20 protein-coding genes and 2 pseudogenes are annotated in these 19853 nt (G+C 60.5%); 19 read left to right on the plus strand and 3 right to left on the minus strand.

What is annotated here, in order from left to right; genetic code table 11:
* Nucleotides 1-66 precede the first annotated feature (66 nt).
* From C0Z18_RS12955 to C0Z18_RS33835, 10 genes and pseudogenes are all read left to right on the plus strand, one after another.
* Entirely contained in the window at nt 67-282 is a 216-nt protein-coding gene (locus C0Z18_RS12955; protein ID WP_102645810.1) for a DUF2061 domain-containing protein, read from the plus strand.
* A gap of 114 nt (nt 283-396) precedes the next feature.
* Complete coding sequence (locus tag C0Z18_RS12960; protein WP_199189445.1) at nt 397-951, plus strand: MutS-related protein; 555 nt, start codon at nt 397-399, stop codon at nt 949-951.
* The gene (locus C0Z18_RS12965) at nt 948-2507 is read left to right on the plus strand and encodes a MutS-related protein (protein WP_102645811.1); all 1560 of its coding nucleotides are present in this window, start codon (nt 948-950) and stop codon (nt 2505-2507) included. Before C0Z18_RS12960 ends, C0Z18_RS12965 begins: the two co-directional genes overlap by 4 nt.
* Before the next feature lie 25 nt (nt 2508-2532).
* Nucleotides 2533-3006 carry an HAD family hydrolase gene (locus tag C0Z18_RS12970; RefSeq protein WP_102645904.1) on the plus strand — a complete coding sequence of 158 codons (474 nt, stop codon included), beginning with the start codon at nt 2533-2535 and terminating at the stop codon, nt 3004-3006.
* 12 nt (nt 3007-3018) lie between these two features.
* Complete coding sequence (locus C0Z18_RS12975; RefSeq protein WP_102645812.1) at nt 3019-3741, plus strand: hypothetical protein; 723 nt, start codon at nt 3019-3021, stop codon at nt 3739-3741.
* Between the two features lie 10 nt (nt 3742-3751).
* On the plus strand, nt 3752-4180 hold the full coding sequence (locus tag C0Z18_RS12980) for a hypothetical protein (RefSeq protein WP_102645813.1): 429 nt from the start codon (nt 3752-3754) through the stop codon (nt 4178-4180).
* Nucleotides 4181-4277: 97 nt separating this feature from the next.
* A pseudogene (locus C0Z18_RS12985) lies at nt 4278-4646 on the plus strand (GGDEF domain-containing protein); the annotation flags it as partial.
* Nucleotides 4647-5311: 665 nt separating this feature from the next.
* The gene (locus tag C0Z18_RS12990) at nt 5312-5956 is read left to right on the plus strand and encodes a hypothetical protein (protein WP_233217295.1); all 645 of its coding nucleotides are present in this window, start codon (nt 5312-5314) and stop codon (nt 5954-5956) included.
* Nucleotides 5957-5966: 10 nt separating this feature from the next.
* A complete protein-coding gene (locus C0Z18_RS12995) occupies nt 5967-6674 on the plus strand; it encodes a nucleotide-binding protein (protein ID WP_102645815.1) in 708 nt (235 codons plus the stop codon).
* A 379-nt stretch (nt 6675-7053) separates the two neighbouring features.
* Nucleotides 7054-7398, plus strand: coding sequence for a hypothetical protein (locus tag C0Z18_RS33835; protein WP_332888210.1), 345 nt, complete (start codon nt 7054-7056; stop codon nt 7396-7398).
* A 48-nt stretch (nt 7399-7446) separates the two neighbouring features.
* Here the strand turns inward: C0Z18_RS33835 and C0Z18_RS13005 are convergent, their stop codons facing one another.
* Together C0Z18_RS13005 and C0Z18_RS13010 are read right to left on the minus strand one after the other, a co-directional pair.
* Nucleotides 7447-9690, minus strand: a complete 2244-nt coding sequence (locus C0Z18_RS13005) for a ParB/RepB/Spo0J family partition protein (protein ID WP_102645817.1) — start codon at nt 9688-9690, stop codon at nt 7447-7449.
* A gap of 130 nt (nt 9691-9820) precedes the next feature.
* Complete coding sequence (locus C0Z18_RS13010) at nt 9821-10654, minus strand: DUF932 domain-containing protein (protein ID WP_102645818.1); 834 nt, start codon at nt 10652-10654, stop codon at nt 9821-9823.
* A 637-nt stretch (nt 10655-11291) separates the two neighbouring features.
* On the opposite strand from C0Z18_RS13010, the gene C0Z18_RS13015 reads away from it, so the two are divergent.
* The 9 genes and pseudogenes from C0Z18_RS13015 to C0Z18_RS13060 all read left to right on the plus strand — a co-directional run bounded on the left by C0Z18_RS13015 (nt 11292) and on the right by C0Z18_RS13060 (nt 18235).
* Nucleotides 11292-11957, plus strand: coding sequence for a GIY-YIG nuclease family protein (locus C0Z18_RS13015; RefSeq protein WP_102645819.1), 666 nt, complete (start codon nt 11292-11294; stop codon nt 11955-11957).
* 210 nt (nt 11958-12167) lie between these two features.
* A pseudogene (locus tag C0Z18_RS13020) lies at nt 12168-12407 on the plus strand (SOS response-associated peptidase family protein); the annotation flags it as partial.
* A gap of 179 nt (nt 12408-12586) precedes the next feature.
* Nucleotides 12587-13069: a DUF2778 domain-containing protein gene (locus C0Z18_RS13025; RefSeq protein ID WP_102645820.1), complete on the plus strand. Its 483-nt coding sequence runs from the start codon at nt 12587-12589 to the stop codon at nt 13067-13069.
* Nucleotides 13066-13344 carry a hypothetical protein gene (locus C0Z18_RS13030; RefSeq protein WP_102645821.1) on the plus strand — a complete coding sequence of 93 codons (279 nt, stop codon included), beginning with the start codon at nt 13066-13068 and terminating at the stop codon, nt 13342-13344. The genes C0Z18_RS13025 and C0Z18_RS13030 overlap by 4 nt, the downstream gene beginning before the upstream one ends.
* A 633-nt stretch (nt 13345-13977) precedes the next feature.
* Complete coding sequence (locus C0Z18_RS13040) at nt 13978-14406, plus strand: hypothetical protein (RefSeq protein ID WP_102645823.1); 429 nt, start codon at nt 13978-13980, stop codon at nt 14404-14406.
* A gap of 157 nt (nt 14407-14563) precedes the next feature.
* The gene (locus tag C0Z18_RS13045) at nt 14564-14944 is read left to right on the plus strand and encodes a response regulator (RefSeq protein WP_102645824.1); all 381 of its coding nucleotides are present in this window, start codon (nt 14564-14566) and stop codon (nt 14942-14944) included.
* Between the two features lie 173 nt (nt 14945-15117).
* Nucleotides 15118-16083: an STAS domain-containing protein gene (locus tag C0Z18_RS32955; protein ID WP_158244234.1), complete on the plus strand. Its 966-nt coding sequence runs from the start codon at nt 15118-15120 to the stop codon at nt 16081-16083.
* Nucleotides 16084-16152: 69 nt separating this feature from the next.
* On the plus strand, nt 16153-16836 hold the full coding sequence (locus C0Z18_RS13055; protein WP_233217296.1) for an NUDIX domain-containing protein: 684 nt from the start codon (nt 16153-16155) through the stop codon (nt 16834-16836).
* 19 nt (nt 16837-16855) lie between these two features.
* Nucleotides 16856-18235, plus strand: a complete 1380-nt coding sequence (locus tag C0Z18_RS13060; protein WP_102645826.1) for a sensor domain-containing diguanylate cyclase — start codon at nt 16856-16858, stop codon at nt 18233-18235.
* A 207-nt stretch (nt 18236-18442) separates the two neighbouring features.
* Here the strand turns inward: C0Z18_RS13060 and C0Z18_RS13065 are convergent, their stop codons facing one another.
* Nucleotides 18443-19681 carry a tyrosine-type recombinase/integrase gene (locus C0Z18_RS13065; RefSeq protein WP_102645827.1) on the minus strand — a complete coding sequence of 413 codons (1239 nt, stop codon included), beginning with the start codon at nt 19679-19681 and terminating at the stop codon, nt 18443-18445.
* Between the last annotated feature and the right edge of the window lie 172 nt (nt 19682-19853).

The following is a 19853-nucleotide window of genomic DNA, read 5'->3' on the forward strand; positions in this document are numbered from 1 at the left end:
CCCGCGACCATTCAACCCGGCATGGTCAATGAGCCGCAGCATAAATTCGTGTGAGGGGAATAGATCATGACACGGACCGTAAGCGGCCGTCGCTCTGTGACCAAGGCCATTATTTATCGCATTCTGATTATGTGTCTGGACTTCGGGACGCTCTATCTGCTTACCGGCACCATTCACGTCGCGGTCGGCTTTATGATCATCAGCAATGTCTATACTTCGATCGGTTACTTCGTTCACGAACGCCTATGGGCGCATATCAAGTGGGGCATTGTTGAAACGTAGCGACGCGCGCGTTCTGCGACGCAATGTGATTCCAACGAGCTCGTCGCTCTCGAGCATCCGCCGATGGCGTGCCATTGCTGACCGGTCAGTCGAAGTAAATCCAGCTAGAACTGCGTGAAGAAACGCCTCGTCGTCGTGTCGGGGCCAAACAACGGCGGCAAGACCACGTTCGCACGCATGTTCGGTCAATTGCACTACCTGGCTCGGCTTGGTTGCCCTGTGCCAGGACGCAATGCGAGGCTCTTTCTGTGTGATGCGCTCTTCACGCATTTCGAGCGCGAAGAGAACACGACGGATATGCGTGGCAAGCTGCGCGACGACCTTGTCCGCATTCACGGCATTCTGACGCAAGCCACGTCCGACAGCCTCATCGTCATGAACGAGATCTTCAGCTCGACAACGCTCACGGATGCGCTGTTTCTGAGCAAGCGCATCATTGGCGCAATCCTCGAAGTTGGTGTGTTGTGCGTCTGCGTCACGTTCATCGGGGAGTTGGCGCGCCTTTCCGATGAAGCCGTGAGTATGGTCAGCGAGATCGATCCTGCCGCGCCGGCGTTGCGAACCTACCGGATCAGGCGCCGCGACGCGGGTTCCAAGGCGTACGCGATATCGGTGGCGCAGCAGTACGGCCTGACCTACGATCGGCTGAAGGAGCGACTCGGACTATGAAGGCCTATCTGCTCCATTGCAACCGCGACTTCAACATGCGGCGCGCGTCTGTCTGGAACGAGGCCGCGCTCATGCAGGATCTCGCGCTAGAGACACTCTATCGCGCCATGGCGCAAGACGACGCGTTCCTATACGAAGTTGCAAAACAGGTCGTGCCCGTGAGCTTGACTGAGCTCGATGAGATCCGCTACCGGCAGGCGGTGCTCGCCGACTGTATCGAACACGAGGATGCGGTGCGACAGCTCTATGCGATCGCGATGGAGGCGCTCGAGACCGAGCGCCACACGTTCCACAGCATTTTCGCCTCATCGCCGGCGATGGTGTTGCATGGCGCCCGCGAGCTCGTGCAGGCATTCCTCGGCGTGCTGCACCGGCTGCGCGCGGCGGCCGACGCTGATGCGGGCAGTTTCCGCTCTGAAGGCTTCAGGCGCTTCTTCGCGACGATCGAGCACGAACTGACCGACGAGTATTTCAGGCAGATCGAGCGCTGCCTGAAAGAGCTCAGGTTCCGCAACGGGGTGCTCATTAGCGCGCGCCTCGGTGATGGGAACAAGGGCATCCTTCACGTTCTGCGCAGGCCGCACGAGCCGGCGCCCAACCCCTTAAGGCGGCTTTTCGCTAAACGCGCTCCCGCACTTACGTTTCGGATCGCCGATCGCGACGAGGCCGGTGCGCGGGCATTGTCTGAGCTGGAGGCACGCGGCGTCCGCCTTGTCGCCAATGCGCTCTCGCAGTCAGCGGACCACATCCTGAGTTTCTTCTCGATGCTGCGTGCGGAGCTCGCCTTCTATATTGGCTGCCTGAATCTGCGCCATGAGCTCGAGCGGCGCGGCGTGCCAATGTGCTTTCCCGTGCCGCACCCGGCCAGCGAACGGATTCACGCGATGGAGGGACTCTGCGACGCGAGCCTGGCGTTGCGCCTTGCCGCCGCGCCCGTTGGCAATGACGTGAAGGCGGGCGGCAAGACACTCGTCGTCATCACGGGCGCGAACGAAGGCGGCAAGTCGACGTTTCTGCGTGGTGTGGGGCTTGCCCAACTGATGATGCAGGCAGGCATGTTCGTCACGGCTGCGTCGTTTGCCGCGAACGTCTGCGATGGCATCTTCACGCATTACAAGCGCGAGGAGGACGCGACGATGAAGGGTGGCAAGCTCGACGAGGAATTGAGACGCATGAGCGAGATCGTCGATCACGTGCGAGAGAACGCGCTCTTTCTGTCGAACGAGTCGTTCGCGGCGACGAACGAACGCGAAGGGGCCGAGATTGCGCGCCAGATCGTGTCGGCGCTGTTGCAAAAGCGCGTGAAGATCGTGCTTGTCTCGCACCTCTATGCGCTCGCCGGCGAACTGCACGCACAACGGAGTCCGGCCATGTTGTTTCTGCGCGCCGACCGCCAGGCAGACGGCACACGCACGTTCAAGCTGATCGAGGCGGAGCCGCTACAGACGAGCTACGGCGAGGACCTCTACAAGCGGATATTTGTGAAACCGGCGAGCGCAGCCGAGGCCGGCGCGGAGGCCGCCATCGCGCAGCGCGCATCGTCGGGTTTTGAGTAAAGCGAACTTTCGCATGGAGAGCATCGTGATCACGATCGACATCCCCGGCTTCGGCGAACTGACGCTCGCTCATCTCATCGCCGACTACAACGGTACCCTCGCCGTTGACGGCAAGCCGCTCGACGGCGTGAAGGAACGGCTGTCCGTGCTCGCGCACGAACTTATGCTGCATATCGTGACCGGCAACACCTACGGCGACGCGCGCGACCATGTCGCCGGCTGGCCGGCCGAAATTGTTTGCCTGTCTGGCGAGCCGCATCAGGCCGAGGCAAAGCGCGGGTACATCGAGAGCCTTGGCGCGAACCGAACCGCCGTGATCGGCAACGGCCGCAATGACGCGGTCGCGCTTCGGCTCGCGGCACTCGGCATCGTCGTCCTGGGCATGGAAGGCGCGGCGGTCGAAGCGATCGAGAGCGCCGACATCGTGGTTCACCACGCCGTCGACGCGCTGGGGCTGCTCTTGAAGCCGAAGCGCCTCGTGGCCTCACTGCGAAGCTGAAGGAGCGTAGCCATGCACGACGACGGCAACACGGACTTCGCACGCGGGTGCGTGCTGTCGGATGGGGAGGTGGATTTCCTCTGGTGGTTTATTCAAGGCAGCATCATGGACCCTGACGTCCGCCAGCGGCTCGACGCTCACTGGGGCCTTTGTGCGCGCCATGGTTTGGCGTTTTTCATCGTCGAGGCTGCCTTCCGTCCGCACCTCATTCACGGCTGCTCAATCCTTTACGGCGCACTGATGCAGCGCGCTGTGAACGTGCTTGATGACCGGGGAATGCACGGTCTCGTGCCGGTGAACGTCTGCCGCTACCTGCTGCGTGCGACAGGGCCGTGCCATATGTGCGACCTTCGGTATGACGAGCGCTCCGAAGCTAGCGCTCCGCCCGAGCGGCTTGCACAGGGGCGCGACACGAGCAACGCGCGGCGCTTTGCCGATGAGAACCGCCGCGGCTGGCAGCCGTTCGTCTGCAGTCGCTGCACTGGGAAAGACGGTCCCGTGCTGTGCCGCCCTCATCTGATCGAGGCACTGGGGCAGCAGCGCTCGAACGACATCAGATCTCAGCATACCTACGTCGAGGCGATCCGGGCCCATCTGGCGAACTTCGAGAACTCATTCCGGTGGATCCACCGCGACACGGATACTGACGAGGACCGGGGTGCCTTGATCGCCGCGATTGGTTGGTGCGGCGGATGGAGCAAGTTGCTGGCAAGCCTGCTCGAAGGATTGATTTGAAAGGTTCGTCATGGAAAGCCGTCGGCGCACCGGTACGTTTCCGCGCGAATACGCAGCGCGCGTCGGCGACGCCTTGGTCAAGGTTGACGCATGCCTGTGCGAGGCACTCCATTGTCTCGATCCTGCCGTCCTCGGCTCGCCGTTTCCTACCCGGATCGCTGACGCCGTACCGGTGCACCGTCAATTGCTGCTCGACAACATCCGGCAAATCCGGAAGGCGATGCAGACGATCGTCGAGCGGTATCGTCTGCCGCTGCCCAGGCCTACCGTGAGCGCGCTCGAGGCGTGCCGCCTGCGCGCGAACGAGGCCATGCTCGCAGATTCGCTCGCGGATGGCTTCGTGCTGATCGATACGCTCGGCGTGGACTGGGAGCGCTCCGCCCTGGCGGCGATGGCGTTATCACGCCGGACCACTGCTGCGATCTTGCGCTCGTGCTGATCTCGGCGACATCGGAGCTGACCTTGCCCGAGGCGGCGCTCGTCGCATCGCTCGTCGCGCGAGCTGCACATGTCATCGTCTTCGTGACGAAGACCGATCTTACGGCCATCAGGCCGGGGACGACGCGCTAACCGCTGTCGCCAAGTGCATCGGCGAGAACATCCGCCGACCGGCAGATAGCGCCGCCCGGTACGGCAGCGAAGAATTCGTGGTAGTTCTGCCGGACACCAGCCCAGAAGGCGCTGCGTCGATTGGGGAGAAAATCCGTGCGGCGATCAGCGACCTTGCCATTGAACATGCGGGCGGTAAGTTCGGTCGTGTCACGGCCAGTACCGGTGCGGCTGCATGGACGCCGGAACAGGACGAAGATGTGACAGCAGTCGTTCGCGCGGCTGACGAAGCGCTGTACAACGCGAAGGCCACTGGTCGTAACAAGGTTGCACTGTCTACTCCGATGGCGATGTGACTTTGCCGAGGCTCGATCCGAACGATTATGCCGTCGAGACGGTGAACAATCCGCGATACCACTGGGACGTCCGCCGAGGCGTCGTGTCGATTGCCTAACGTGGAGTATAAGCGCCGGAGCATCAGTGATTTGGTGGATCAAAGTCGAGAGGTACATGGCGCCCAAAACCGGCGATAGCCTATCCTGCCATCACTTTTGCAATATCGTTTTTCCGTCGCTTAGTTCGACGCTTTCCGTGAGGCCTGTCCGTCGAGTCTGCGAGGTCGTTCATGCCATTCCGTTGGCTTTCTGCAGAAAGTCTGCTCGCATCTCCGGTCTGTGCCGATGGCTGCTCTAGCTAAGATCGTGAGATGGGCACCGTGAGTTCGTTCCGTTTGGCGCTGCAGTTCGTAAGTTCTTGGCAACGAATCTGGGAAGGGCACTTCCGTGCGTCGTTTCAATCGGTAGTCGCAGTCTGACCGGTTGCAGCCAGATGTCGGCTCATTTCGACGGCTCGGTTTGCGATGTGCGGTTAAGTAGTCAGTATCGGTGCCCCATAAAATCTGCCGGTGCGAACGCTCGAGTTTGTCGGCTTCGTCTGTCGCGGCTGCATGCTCGGCGACCCTAGTTCGCGGCTTGCAGGGCCTGTGGTTTGTTGGCCACCGTGCGGTAGTTTGCAGTGTCAGTTGTTCCATTCTGCGAGGCTCGACCTTCAAAAGTTGTTCGCTTGCAAAAGTCGAAAAAATATTTTTCTGTTCCGTCGATTTCCCGCGCATTCCAAGCGCTTCCGCACGTGCTGTTTGTGCGTCGGACAAGGTATTGACGAGCCTTTTATTGGTTCGCATGATGACCTCGAAGGTGACGTATGGGAGCGAATCGTGCGGGGTGCAAAGAGCTATACGCGGGCGGAGTGGGACGACTTTTTCCGTGCGCTGGAAGCATTGCCCGAGAAACCCCGGCACGAGCAACGCGTCACGGTCAGCGACGCGATGAAGGAGAAGCGAGCACAGATCGCTGCTACGCAGGCGAAAGGCTATACGCTCGAAGAGATTGTCCAGGAGGCCGGGCGTAACGGGATCGACGTTAGCATTGGCGCGGTCAAATATGCGCTATATCGCCCAGCGCCTGCCGATGCAAACTCCGAGGTAGCCGATACACGGGGCAAAAGTCCAGGACAACCGCCGTCGGGTCGAAAGAAAGCCGGAAAGCGCGCAGGCAATGCCCGTGACGATGTACGACAACAAAGGGAAAGGGGCGTAAGTCAGCCGGGATCGATGCAAATTCAGGACGCGTTCTCGTTTGAGATCAGACCTGATATCGAAAACCTATAGGAGGTTTGGCATGGATACGACCCAACCCATATATCTGGTCGGTGGTAGCAAGGGCGGTGTAGGCAAAAGCATGGTGACGCTCGCTCTCGCAGATCACCTGCAGCGGCGGGACACCCACGCCGTTTTGGTCGAAACCGACACGTCGAATCCTGATGTCATGAAAGCGCTTCGGGATGAGATGAAATGCGCAGCGTATGACCTCGACGATGCGGACGGCTGGATCGGCTTCGTCAATTTTTGCGATACGCACAGGGGCGCTGCCGTGATCGTGAACACGGCGGCGCGCAATCAGACAGGCGTGGCCCGATACGGCGGGACACTGGCCCGGACGCTCGACGAACTGGAGCGACAACTCGTCGTGCTGTGGGTGATCAACCGGCAGCGCGATAGTCTGGAGTTGCTGCACATCTTCGGGCAGACGTTCCCGGATACCGTGACGCACGTCGTTCGCAATGGTTACTTCGGCACGCCCGACAAGTTCGCGCTGTATCAGGAATCGCAGCTTCGCAAGTCGATCGAGACGAAGGGCCGATCGCTTGATTTCCCTGATCTTGCCGATCGCGTTGCCGACGAGTTGCGCAGTCAACGTATCTCGATCCGCAAGGCGGCGGAGACGATGCAAATCGGGCAGCGCGCGGAGCTGTTTCGCTGGCGTGAGTTGTGCGACGCCATGTTCTCCAAGGTGATCGGCACGGACGGGCCAGACCGTGAGCAATAGGCGGTCAAGGTCCGTCGATCCGCTCATCCGCCTATTTCGAGAGGTGTCGGGCGATGTTCCGGACGAAGCCAGCTTAGCTCGCATGCGCCGCGTGTCCGGTGCTCTGAATCTACGTGACAACGACGCGCTATGGGCGATGATTGCTGTGCTCGAATACTACGCACGGCTGTACGAGGCCATGCCCGAACGTATCCGATGGGCAAGCGAGGGAAGTCTCGAAGCGGCACGCCGGGAAGTCGGTGGTGCGACCGATGCATTGATGCAGCAACATCACGATGCGCTTGAGCGATGCAAAGCGACGATTCAATTGGCGGAGAAACTGATACAGGAACACGAGGCGCGGTATCGGGCAGCGCTCGCAAGCGTGAATGAGACGGCGATGACGGCCTTGATCGAGCGCATGTCGAATCGGGTTTCGCGCGCGGCAGGTAACCGGCTGATCGGTGCGGCGGCGATTTCGGCACGCGAGCAACGTGAGCGATTGGATGGCACCATCAACACGTTCGAGCGGACGATTGAGGCGTCGGCGGCGCGGGTGGAGGCGATGGCGACGCGAATGGAAAAGCGTTTCGCGCGCTCGATGCATCGGCTATTGGGGTTTGGCGGTGCCGCGTTCTGTCTGCTACTGGTTGTCGGCGGAGGCGCAGATTGGTGGACCGGGGGCCATGTGGCTGGCGCGGACTGTCGTGCAGTGCAGTTCCGGCAGGCAGACGGCAGGCCATAAAGGGCGCTGCCGTCTGATGCGTCGCACTCTCGGGCGAAAGGGTCTATGCTACGCGGCGCGCGAGTCAGCTTGCTCCGAGTTCAGCGTAGTGGCGGTTGGGAATGGCCACGGCGGCTGTTCAGTGTGGGTAGCGGAAGGCGCTTCCGGGTCGCGAGGCGTGTTGTTAGCGTGCTTCTCGCCGTTGCCAGTATCCGACTCAGCGTCCGCATCCTCGTCGCTCTCTGAACCGCCGCCATCTTCCCCGGTACCGGCGTCGTCCTCATCCTCATTGTCCTCGCGGACAGCCCACGAGGGCATAGCCGGGGCATCGCGGTCGGTGAGGATTTCCGGGAGCCATGCGACGTTGGCGAGGCGCAGTTCGGCGGCGGCTGCGGCGTCCGCCTTTTTCATCTTTGCGAGATCGGTGGCCACCTTCGGTGACACGGCGGCGGACACGACCTCGGCGATGCGAGCCTTGCTGACATGCTCGAAATACGTGGTGCGAGTCGGCTTCCAGTACTTGGTCATATCGAGGTTCAGCGCATCCGCGAGCGCATTGATGGCAAGCGGCTTTTCCTCGCCTGCGATGCCGTCGAGTAGCGTACCGGTACAGAACGCGAGTAGATCGAGCAACGTCGTGCCGGGGTCTTGCTGCATCAGCCAAGGGAGCAGTACGGATCGTTTCGCCGGTAGTTCCTCGACCCACCGTGCGCGCTGCGCTTCGATAGCGCCCCATGCCTGACTCTCGGGCAGGTCGTCTGCCGCACGCAGCAGCCGGTCGCGATTGTTCTCTCCGGACAGGGTCAGATAGTCCGGCGCGGACGTATAGCCATAGTGCTCGGGCAGCGCCTGCGGGATCAGGTGGCGCAGCAGCGCTGCGAGTGCAACGGTGGGCTGCGCGACCAATTCGGCGTGGATGGCGGCGGCGCGGTGCGCGGTCAGCCGCTGACACAGCTTCGCGCTGTGGACGGGTTGGATCTTCGGGGCCTGTGTGCCCGCTCCGTTGGGGGCGTCGGCTGTGGGCATACCCGTGACGGTCGCACCTGCTGCGTCCAGCGCCAGGCAGTTGTCGCGCCGCACGAGGCCCCGCTCGACGGTGAGTTCGCCCTGCGGGCCGACGATCACGTATGCGCCAGCCTCGGCCATCTGCGACTTGTCCCACAGGACGGCGCGGTTTTCAATCGCCGTGATTGCAGCATTCGCCCGCTCGATTTCTAGGTCGAGGCGTTCGGCTTCCTCGTAGGCGTTTTCATCGTCCTCCGACAGTGCGTCGAGCTTTTCCGCGAGTTCATCGCGCTGCGCCGTGAGCGCGTCGATTTCGCGCTGCTCGTCCTCGGTGTGCGGCCGCTGGGCCGGTTGCAGTTTGCCGTAGCGGTTCAGTTCCAGCGGGTCTCGCTCGACACGAGTCTCGACCCAGCCCCAACCTTCGGCGCGGACTTCCTCGGTGGCTGCATCAAGCTTCTGTGCGACCAGGCGTTGCAGCAGGTCGGCGTCGGCAATGTAGCCCGCGTTTTCGTCGTCACTGAACAAATCTCGACGCACATAGCCACCCGCAGCCTCGTAGGCGGCGAGGCCAACGAAACGCACGAGACGGCTTCGGCTCGCGTCGATCTCGGCGCGGGTGATCGCCTGTCGCAAATAGTGCGGCTGACGCTGCCACTCGTTCGCGTCAAACCAGAGACGTTCCTGGGTTTCGTGGTCATCTGCAAGGGCGAGTGCGGCCAGTTGGTCGAGCGTGATCGCATCCTCGCGCAGCAGCGCGAGCAGTTTGGGCGATACGTTGGCGAGTTTCACGCGCCGTTTGACAGTGATGGGCGAGGCGGAAAAGAGTGCGGCGATGTAATCGACGCTGCGGCCTTCCTCGGCCAGCATCCGGTAGGCACGCAGCACGTCGAAGGGATCCAGTCCCTCGCGCTCGCTATTCTCGATCAGCGAAATTGCGAGCGCTTCGCCTTCGCTTACGATCCGCACGGGCACTGGATAGTCGGCGGCGATATGCCTTTGCTCGAACAGCAGGTCGAGTGCGGCTTCCCGGCGCTGGCCCGCGCAAACGCCATATTTGCGGTGTTTCCCGCGCGATCCCTTGATTTCGTGGACCACGAGATTTTGCAGCAACCCTTTCGCTCGGATGTTGGCGGCGAGTCCGGGGATTCCTGCCAGAGGCTTCGTGCGGACGTTCAGCGGCGAGCGCCGTAGGCTCGAATAGGGCACGGTCACGACTGGCTGCTCATCGCCGAAGTTCGTTTCGAGGATAACTGCAGATTCGGTGGCGTCAACGGCGGCGCTGACGGTTTCCATATTTTGGGCTTGCATGATTGACTCCGGAAAGTTGGAAAGAATGTGCCGGGCCACTGCGGTGCGAATGCGTCAGAACGCGACCCGACGGGCGTTCTGGCGCAAAGGCTGAGAGCCAGGGCGGCGTGGGTGCGCCGCCCCGAAGTCGCTACGCCTTCATCCGGCGCATGGCATCGGCGAGCATCCAAAGAGCGCGGTTAAGCTTCACGTTCTGGTCGATGCCGGTGATCGGACGCGTGGACATGGAGCGGCCGGAGCGCGAGCGGCCGTGCAGCCCACCCTTCGTGAGGTTTTCCTGCACGCGGTTAAAGACGGTCCAAAGGTCGTCGCGGCGATCTTCGAAGCGGCGCGGGGCGAGCAGTTGGCTGTCGGTGATAGGGGCGGGTGCTTCCGCGTCGGTCGGGTCGTAGCGCAGCGCAAGGGCGGAGCGGGCGAACGCGTGTTGTTCGTTGCGGTCGAGCGTCACAGCGCACATACCGTCCTTCTGCTCGCGGATCAAGTCGAACCCGTCGAGCACGTCGAACGCGCCGTTGATCACGTTCTGGACGACGTTGCCTTTATGCGGCACGCGGATATCAGCGATGTTGTCGCCCGCGACCATGCCGTTTTGGCACACGAACCGGAATGTGCCTGCGAGCATCTGATAGCTGCTCGTGCCGTCGTGCGAGTTCAGCATTACGATTTCATCGGCTTCCTCGCCGGTGATCTGATCGGCATGGCGCAGCCGGAGTATATGCTTGGTGAATTCACGCTTGCCCTCATCGCGCACGCGGGTTTGGCACACCATGAACGGCTGAAAGCCTTCGTTGCGCAGGCCACGCAGGACCTCGATGGTGGGAATGTAGGTGTATCGCTCGGAGCGACTTTCGTGCTTGCCGTCCGCGAAGATGGAGGGAGCAACGCGGCGAATCTGATCGTCTGAGAGGGGCGAGTCAGCGCGCAACATCGGGGAGTCGTAACGGAAAGAGGAAGCGAGTTGCATGGCAATCTCCACAGTCAAGGTTGAGGACCTGAACCGGGCGGGGAGGGTTGCCTTGCCGTTGCGGCTGGACACCTCCCGGTGGAACTCGGGGTTGGCTTTGCTGCCGCCAAGCTCCCGGGTTCCCGCCCGTGCGACTGGAGGAGCCGATAGCGGGCAGGCGTCAAGGAAGAAGGCGAGGGAGGGGTGCGGGCAACACGGTCCCTCGCCCCTTGATGCCTGCCCGCTATCGGCTACGGTCGCGGGTCAAGGGCGGGAACCTGGGAGTCGGGTGCATGCCATGCCGCGGGTTGACCGGGCAGTGTGCCGGTCATGCGTTGGTGGCAGATAACGCGGGCGTCTGCATCAGCACCTGGTAGCAGGTTAAGAATCTACCTAAGAGGTGCCGGGTGGGCGGTTTGCCATTCTCGAGATAGAGCGATAAAGCTGACGTTCGAGTTTCGCGTCATCTTTCAACACGCCTACTGCTGCGCGTAATGGCAGCCACTGCGGTATGCATTTTCGTTAGTGGATTCGATAAAATGTGTCTCAGTTTTTGTGCCGTGTCGCAGTCGAGTCTCACTGAGCGATGACACCATAAGACACGCCTTTATGCCTGGGGAATGCAAGTTGATGAACGAAGCGCAACGATCATTGAACTATGGCTGAAAGAGCGGATTACCAACGGCTGGTAAATGCCGGAGCGATCGTAGACATGGACCGCTTGCTGCACTTCGCGACAGAGAAGGACTTGGTAATTACGCGAGTCGGCTCCGCACATGTTACCGTGACGAATGCGGCGGGTCTTCGGTTCCGATTGTTTCTCGCAACCCATGAGAAGGCCCGTCGAGCCGGGCAGACTGTGGGGCGAGGTATCGTCTACGACTTCTGGATCTATGCCCTTGTCGCTCACACTTCGACCGAGCGAGCGTGCTACATCGGTCAGACGCGCAATGTTGGCAGGCGAATGCGTGAACACTGGAAGCGCCGCGACGGTACGCGTGCCTCCCGGCCGCTGTTCGATTGGGCAACTGAGCGGAGCCTGAGCATCAACGCTACGCTTTTGCAAGCGCTAACCGGAAATCAAAACGACGCGGATGACGCCGAGGATGAATGGGTTGCGCGAGCCACTGATGCGGGATTCGTACTGCCGGGCTCGGAAGTGTGGGCCCCGCGGCAGCAAGTTGTTCGAAAGTCCGGCAATGCTTGGCCTTCAATCGCCGTTCAGCGCAATGGCCGGTCGTTGGCAATGATTGCCTCACGCGTAACTTCCGTTGTTGAAATAGCGAGGAATTCAGAACTAAGTGATTCGCAGACTGTTCTATGACGCGACGATTAGCGTGTAAAGTACGTCAACGGCCGAGGCTGAAGAACCGTGGTGAATTGGTGGTAGATGCCGTGCGATTCGATGTTGTTTCACTTTTTGATGCCTGCTCAAATGCTTCCAGGTTAGGAAATGCGAAACTTCCGGTTGAGGGCGCCTTTGGCCCGGCGAGCTGGCCATCGCGCTCTTCACCAAGGCGGGCGATATTCCCTGGAAGCTCACTCCGATGTCGTACTTGAAATCGAACCGAACCCGCCCATCGACATGCTCGTGGCTTGCTTGTGGTCCCGGTGGCAAAGCAAAGACGAGCCCGATCTACTGTCGATTGCGGCGATCACGGATGAGCCTCCAACCGAGATTGCTGCTGGTCACGATCGCTGCATCATTTCAATCCAACCCTCGCAAGTCGATGCCTGGTTGGATCCGGATGCCGGCGAGCTCGCCGCGCAGTAAGCCATTCTCGATTCCCGCGAGAGCCGCCGAACTACGAGCATTGCATATCGGCATCGGAAACCTCGGCGTTGTAGCGCGCTGAAAACACACGAAGGGCCGACAGCGGTGTATCGGTTATGATCGGCGCAGCGGCGGCAGGCCGGTCGCCGCTATCGGGTAACTCAAAGCATGGAATACAAATGCCGATCATCTGCCATTACACGCTGAATAAGAAGCAAACCTCGTTTCTACAATGCCCTGGGCTGGGCAGCATTCCGGCGTTTTCCGGAAAGGATCAGTACGTCAACGACCCTGCCGCGACGGCAGTTGCCAAGAAAGGCCCGATTCCAGCCGGCACCTACTACATCATCGATCGCCAGACCGGCGGACGTTACCCTGAGGTCGAGGACGCGATTCACGACATCATTACAAACACGCATCGGCGCGAGTGGTTTTCGCTCTACAGCACGAGCCCGCCGATCGGCGATTACATGAACGTAAAAGGGGTACTTCGCGGGAACTTCCGTATTCACCCGGTCGGTCGCTTTGGCGAAAGCGACGGTTGCATCACGCTCACGCATCCGACGCAGTTCGAACAACTGCGGGCCTTCCTGCACTCGCAGAAGACCGAGAAAATTCCGGGTACGGAGCTTTTCTATTACGGAAAGGTGGTAGTCCAATGAAACGATTGCTTGTCTCCCTGATCGCGGCGCTCGTTCTTGCGTTTCCAATAGCCATCGCGATCGGCCGCAACCCTTGGTTCGGGCGCTGGATGGCGTACGGTCATGGATGGGATGCATTCGATCCGCTGCTCAACTTCTTTGGTGTGGTCGGCGTCGAGGGCGAAGGCGATGTAGTGGTCAACACGTTGTTGATCGTGTCGTTCGTTCTGTCGTTTGCGCTTGCTTGGTTCATATTTGGTGCAGTCAAGCGAATAAGGCAACGTAAAGCGCAGTGAAATGGCGTCCACCGTGTGGCGCCGGATCGATCCAGACGACAAAGACGGCAAATTCAGGATGCTCAGTATGATTTCACCGAGACTTTGTATCAGTACTTCCCCCGCCGGTTTCGAGACGCTTGCTGATGCATTGGTCAGCGCCCTACCTGCGGCGCGCCGAGCCCCGCCGACTCGCTATGTTCGAGCCGCCATGCCTCCGAAGCCGAATTGTCACGATGCTGGTCGACGCGTGGCTAAGCACGCACCCGGGAACGCTAGTCGTGCGCGGTTGGCTTGCTTCCAGCATTGTCGACGGTATCGCAGTTCTGTGCGTATTCGCTCGTTCGCGACGCGGACGGCAGGCTTCTGGACCCGAGTCTGTGTACGAGTGAGCCGCCGTTGTCGTTCGTGCCTCACCCTCGTTACGTCGGCGGATTTTTCTCGCGTCTAAACGCGCCAGAACCTCCGCATGTGCTCGTCGTGTACGGCGTTCAAGAGCCGGAAGATACGTAAGCTCAATCGCGTGCGCCGTCGTGCGCCGGGCTTGCAACCAGGCACGTAATCGGCTTACGTGGCTCGATCAGCGGACGTGGCTACGTAAAACCGGCGCTACATTTGCCGGCTGGTCCGGCAACCATATTCAGGAGAGGCTATATGTTGGTTATTAAACTGCTTGCAGTCGTCGCTGTCATCGCGGCACTCGTTCTTGGTATCACAATGTTCAATCAGCACTGTGCGGAAAAGTTTGGTCACGCGTTCTTCACGAAGAAGGCTTTCTATCTCACAGCCGCTGCGCTGGGCCTAATCGCCGTAGGCAACATATGGCGACATTCGTCGATCCAGAGCCATGGGGACACGCTAAATGGCCTCGTGCTGATGATTCTGGGCACCTTGATGGCCTGTTGGATGATCTATGTGAACATCCGGCGTACCGATGCGGTCTATGGCATCGGCGGATCGGTTGCTCAACTTGGGCTGTTTTCGGTCTTGGCCTGGGTTTGGTTGCCGCTAATGGTCTTGGCCCTGATCGGCCAATTTCTTCTGCTGATGACCGCGAAACCAGTGTATGTCGTGAACCGTTGACGTGCTCCCGCCGGGCGCATATGGCAACGCGTCCATTGCCCCGTGCCAATCTGCGCATCGAAGCAGCGCAGCCTTCATTCCGCCGAAACGGACCGGACCCCATCGGCGCCTAGCGCAACTGGTATCTTATCCTTATCTGCTACCGGGAGGACGTCAAATGCTTAAGGTTCTGTTAGTCGACGACGACCCGGGCGTACTGGATGTCCTGCAGCATATGTTGGAAACGCAGCATTACAGAGTCTTAACGGCACAAGATGACCGAGTCGCACTTGAATGGGTCCAGCGCGAACGACCCGACCTGATCATCACCGAAGCGTCGGGGCCAGGCATCGACTGCGCCGAATTTTGCGGGCTTCTTAAGGAAGACCCCTCGACGCGGGACGTTCCGGTAATGATCCTCGCCGCTTTGCCTCTGCTCTCGCCTGTGCAACGCGGTTCGGCGTGCGCGGTGCTCTACAAGCCGGTCTCGACTGACGATCTGTTAAGTGCGGTCCGAGCCGTCATCGACGAGGCAGTGCAGGGCTCCCCCCGAACCTAGTGCTGCTTCTCCCGGCGCCGGTGCGGTTGATTCATTCGGCAACCGTCATTTGACCGCCCGCTGGCGCTCCGCGACTGTACTTGCGGATCGCACGAACGTGAACAACAATTTATCGATCTGGGTCGTCCAACCTGACTGCGTTTCAACCGCGCCTTCACGCCTATGAGGCAAAGATGCAATCAGAATCGCACACCGCGCTGGATTTTCGCGCCATCTTCGAGAACACGCCGGGCCTGTACCTTGTGTTGGCGCCGGACCTGACCATTGTCGCCGTCAACGATGCCTATGCAGCGGCGACGATGACTGTGCGAGAGTACATCGTCGGCCGCGGCCTTTTTGACGTCTTTCCTGATAACCCCGACGAGCCTGGCGCGAGTGGCGTAAGCAATCTCAGAGCTTCCTTGGAGCGTGTGCTCGAACTTCGGCGTGCCGACGCCATGCCGGTGCAGAAGTACGACGTTCGCCGCCCCGTTTCGGAAGGGGGGGGCTTCGAGGAACGGTACTGGAGTCCACTCAATACGCCGGTATTGGATTCGGCCGGCCGGGTGCGCTGGATTATTCATCGAGTCGAAGATGTCACCGGGCTTGTGCAGGCCCAGCTCAAGGGACGGGAGCTAGACAGAATCGTCAGAGACAGCGAAAACGTGATCAACCGATTGCGCGCTGCGAACGCCGAGCTCGCGCGACAAAAGCAAGAACTGCAGGAGCGCGAAACGGACATTCGTCGGCTATCAACGCCGGTGCTTCAGCTACGCGAGGGCCTTTTGCTCCTTCCCATCGTCGGCGCGCTAAACGCCGAGCGAGCTCGCCAGTTGACGGACACGCTACTCAGGTCTATTGGCACAAACCGAGCGCGTGCAGTAGTTATGGATGTGACTGGGGTGGCCGATGTCGATTCGACCATCGCAGGCCGGCTGATCGGCTCAGCCAGCGCTGCGCGTTTAATGGGCGCGACAGTCATCCTGACGGGCCTGTCGTCACAGGTCGCTCGCTCACTTGCCTCACTCGACGTCGATCTGGGACAGATCGTAACGATGGGCGATCTTCAAAGCGGAATTGAGACCGCAGAACGGTTGCTTGGATATCAGCTGTTTAGCGCAGGCGCAGGCATCGGCGCCGCAGAGCAGGCACCGGCGTGACCGCAATCCCTGCATCGCAGCGTCGTCTACATCAAAGGGCTGCCCCGATGCGTTTAAGTGCGAACTGGCGTGCGCACATGGAATATTCTAGCTAAGCCGCCAACGCCTGAAGCGGGCGAGCGGGCATCTGAGGAAGACACGTGCACGGGGAACGTAAAATATCGAGCGACCGCTATCTGCTTGCGGAAAGGCAAGTTTCTGCTGGACGCGCGAGACCGGCCGCGATGGTGGTTACCGCGTGGAATCATACGCCGGGCTCAGTCGCCGCTTGATGCTGTCCGGCGTGAGCCACAGGAGGACGGGTCGTTGGTCGAACGACAACCCACTTTCCTGTTTGAGTTCGGCCGCCTGACCAAACGTCATTTTGTCTATTTCGTCGAGTTCGATGACCGGGCGATGCCGGCGCCGAGCAACGAAATCTCGAAGTGCCGTTGGTTCAAGCCGAGCAAACTGTCGGCGCTGGTCGCGAGTGTCTCGACTCGCGAGATCGCGGATTTGTGCTTTTCTGGGTCTGATCGTGATGCAATCCTCGGGGCGGTCAAGGCGGTCAAGGCGGTCAAGGCGGTCAAGGCGGTCAAGGCGGTCAAGGCGGTCAAGGCGGTCAAGGCGGTCAAGGCGGTCAAGGCGGTCACGATGCGATGCGGCGCCGCCGGCCTCTCTCCGACGTTAGTAGGGGACACCTGCCGGAAGGGGGCATGGACTTGTGGACGGACGAAGTCAGGGGCGACGCAGCGAACCGCGTACCCTCAATAACGAACGCGGGTGAGTATGCATGGATAGCTTCCTTACGCAGCGCGCCTCGCGCACGCAAACGGTTGTTGTGGGGCTCACCGCACTGCTAATTCTTCTCGTCTTTGCCATTGCAGCGCCCCGTGCCGCCGAACCGCTTCGCGCTGTCGGCCCCTTCATGCCGATGTGTGCGCTGACGGTCTTTACCACCGCGGTGATCGCTGCGTTCTTGCTGGCTGCGCAGTTTGTTGCCACGCGGCAACCGATGCTGGGCGCATTGGGCGGAGCGTACGCTTTTAGCGCGCTGGCAGTGGCGGTCCAGTTGCTAACGTTTCCGGGCATCTTCACTTCCACGGGGCTTTTTGGCGCGGGCCCGTACACATCTGCGTGGATCTGGATTTTCTGGCACGGCGGGTTTCCGCTGTTCGTCATCATCTCCGCATTGATCCGTGCAATGTTTGGACACACGCCGGTGAGTGCGTCCGATGTCGGTCCGTGGACTTGGTCGCTCATCGGTGGGCCGATCGTTCTATGCGCCGGCCTTTGCCTGTTCGCACTGTATGGCGGCTTGCCACCCGCCTTTCATCCGTTGGAAAGAAATCAAGCATTTGCGCTAGATCCAGCCGCGCTGGTCACTTGGGCGCTGAATGTCACAGCGCTGCTGGTCGTAGTAATGTCAGGGCGGCTGCGTGTGCTGCTCGATCAATGGCTGATGATCGCGATGCTGTCATGCTTCGTCGACACGACGTTGAATTTCATGAGCATGGCGCGATTCAGCGAGGGTTGGTACATCGCCCGGATTTTTAGCATGCTCGCGCCGGGAGTCGTCGTTGGCTTGCTCGTCTGGGAAGTCTGTCTGCTCTACCGGCGGCTGTTTGACGCGCATGCCTCGTTGTTACATGCGGCGGTCCGCGACGCATTGACGGGCGTCTACAACCGCCTCTTTTTCGAAGCGCAGTTTCCGAAGGAATTCGATCGTGCGAAGCGTGCGGCTCAGCCACTCTCGCTCGTCATCGTGGATGTCGACCATTTCAAGCAATACAACGATACCTTCGGGCATCTAAAGGGCGACAGGTGCTTGACCGCTGTGGCACGCGCGCTCGCAGAGGTGCTCTTGCGCCCGGGAGACTTTGTGGCCCGCTACGGAGGAGAAGAATTTGCGATCGTCCTACCGGAGACCGATTTGCTTGGCGCATCAGAAATCGCAGAGCGGGCGCGCCAAGCGGTGCGAGGTCTTAACCTCGAAACACCGGCGCCCGCGGGGCACGTCACAATCAGCGCCGGGTGCGCCTCGACCGTTGCACACGAGACCCGTCTTCCCGACGACCTCGCGAGAGCGGCCGACGCCGCGTTATACCGGGCGAAGTCAGCGGGACGAAATCGGACTGAAGTCGCCGAAGTGCGGTGGTGGGGCTGTTCCTAGCCGACCCCGCCCCGTCTCACGAATCTGTGGAGGGGGGGCCATTGGCACTGCGCAAGTCCCCATTACCGCAGCAATCGCCCATGCGCCGCAGTGACGCATCCGGTGTGGCGAAGGGCTCGTAATCGCGCAGCAGGAGCTGCTTAATGAGCGCGAGCATTAGACGATTGATGCTTGAGTTCCATTACCGTTGCTGACGCAGGAAGCATTTCACGCTCCCGCCGAAGTGATCGGCGCGACGTTCGTTATCCCTCGCTCGCAACGCACTAGAAAGTCGGACCACAACTGCAGCGCCACGCGCAGTTCCGGTACCTCTTCGCGCACGTCATAGATCCCTTCGATGCCCCTGCGTTTGTGGTTCAAAGCCAGTTCGCTGATCTCGTTCGACACCCCGAGATTGCGCATGTGGCCTTTCGCGGTGCTGCGGGTGTCGTGTGGTGTGAAGTAGCGGGCGTCGAACACGTGATCGTCTTGAAGCCCCGACACGACGTCCCACAGGGTGGTCACGCCCATATGACTCCCCTCGCGCGTGTACATCCCTGGCAGGAGGTATTCCGAGTCCCCCGACATATCCATCAACTCTTGAATCCATTCGATCAGGTCCGGACCGAGAGGGATAAGCATTCCGTGGCGCGTCTTGACGTTTTCCGGTGCGACCCACCACGTCCCTTTGTCGAGGTCAAAGTCGTCCTTTTTCGACTTAACCAGCTCGGCGGTCCGGACGCACGTCCCGAGCAGGCAGCGAAACATCAAACCGTACTTTCGACCTGCGGCATGATCTATCTTGGACAAGATATCGTGCAGTTCCTCGGCTGTTAGCATCACGCGTTTTCTCGGAGGAGGCTTGGCTCCCTTGATGGCGTCAAGCGAAATGCCAGCACAGGGGTTCGCGTTGATGAGGCGTCGGCCGACCGCGTGATGAAAGAGGCGCGACGCCGAGCACAGAATCTGTTCCGCCATCGACCAGCTGCGGACGCGTTCGATCATGAGCACGATATCCGCGGCAGTCACGGCGGACACGGACAGGGCGCCAAGGGTGGGGCGGATGCACTTCTTGAAGTGTCGCTTGCGAGCGGCCGCGCTCCCCGCGGCCAGCGAGGGCATGATCTTTTCTTGGTAGTCGTCGATCAGCAGGTTGACAGTCCAGTCGGCGGCAGCTCGCGCCTTCTTGATGCGTTTCTCGCGCGCTGGGTCGCCACCGCCGTCGATCTTGACCCTGTGCTGCCGAGCGAGTCTGCGTGCCGCGGCGAGGGACATGTCCGGGTAGTTGCCAAGCGTCAACTCGCGCCGGATGTTGCCGCCGAGCCGGTAGCGAAGAATCCAGCTCGCGGTTCCGGTCTTTGACAGCGTAAAGGTGAGGCCGTCACCGTCCGATTTGGCAACCGGCTCGCCTCTGCTTATCCAGGCGCGGAGTTGGATATCGTCCAGAACGTGAAGCTGTTTGGGCATGCCATAGCTCCTGTGGAGTGTTAGCTTATTATAGCTACCCACACACGCTCGAGGCTACCCAACTAGCTACCCGTATTCAAGCGGATGTTATCGGTATAAAAAAGACTGTGTAGGAACATAAGTAATTGAAATGTTGGACAAAACAGGAGAGACCGGAAGCCGTTGGAAGCTG

It is taken from the genome of Trinickia dabaoshanensis, from assembly GCF_002879885.1.
In the GTDB taxonomy this organism is placed as follows: domain Bacteria; phylum Pseudomonadota; class Gammaproteobacteria; order Burkholderiales; family Burkholderiaceae; genus Trinickia; species Trinickia dabaoshanensis.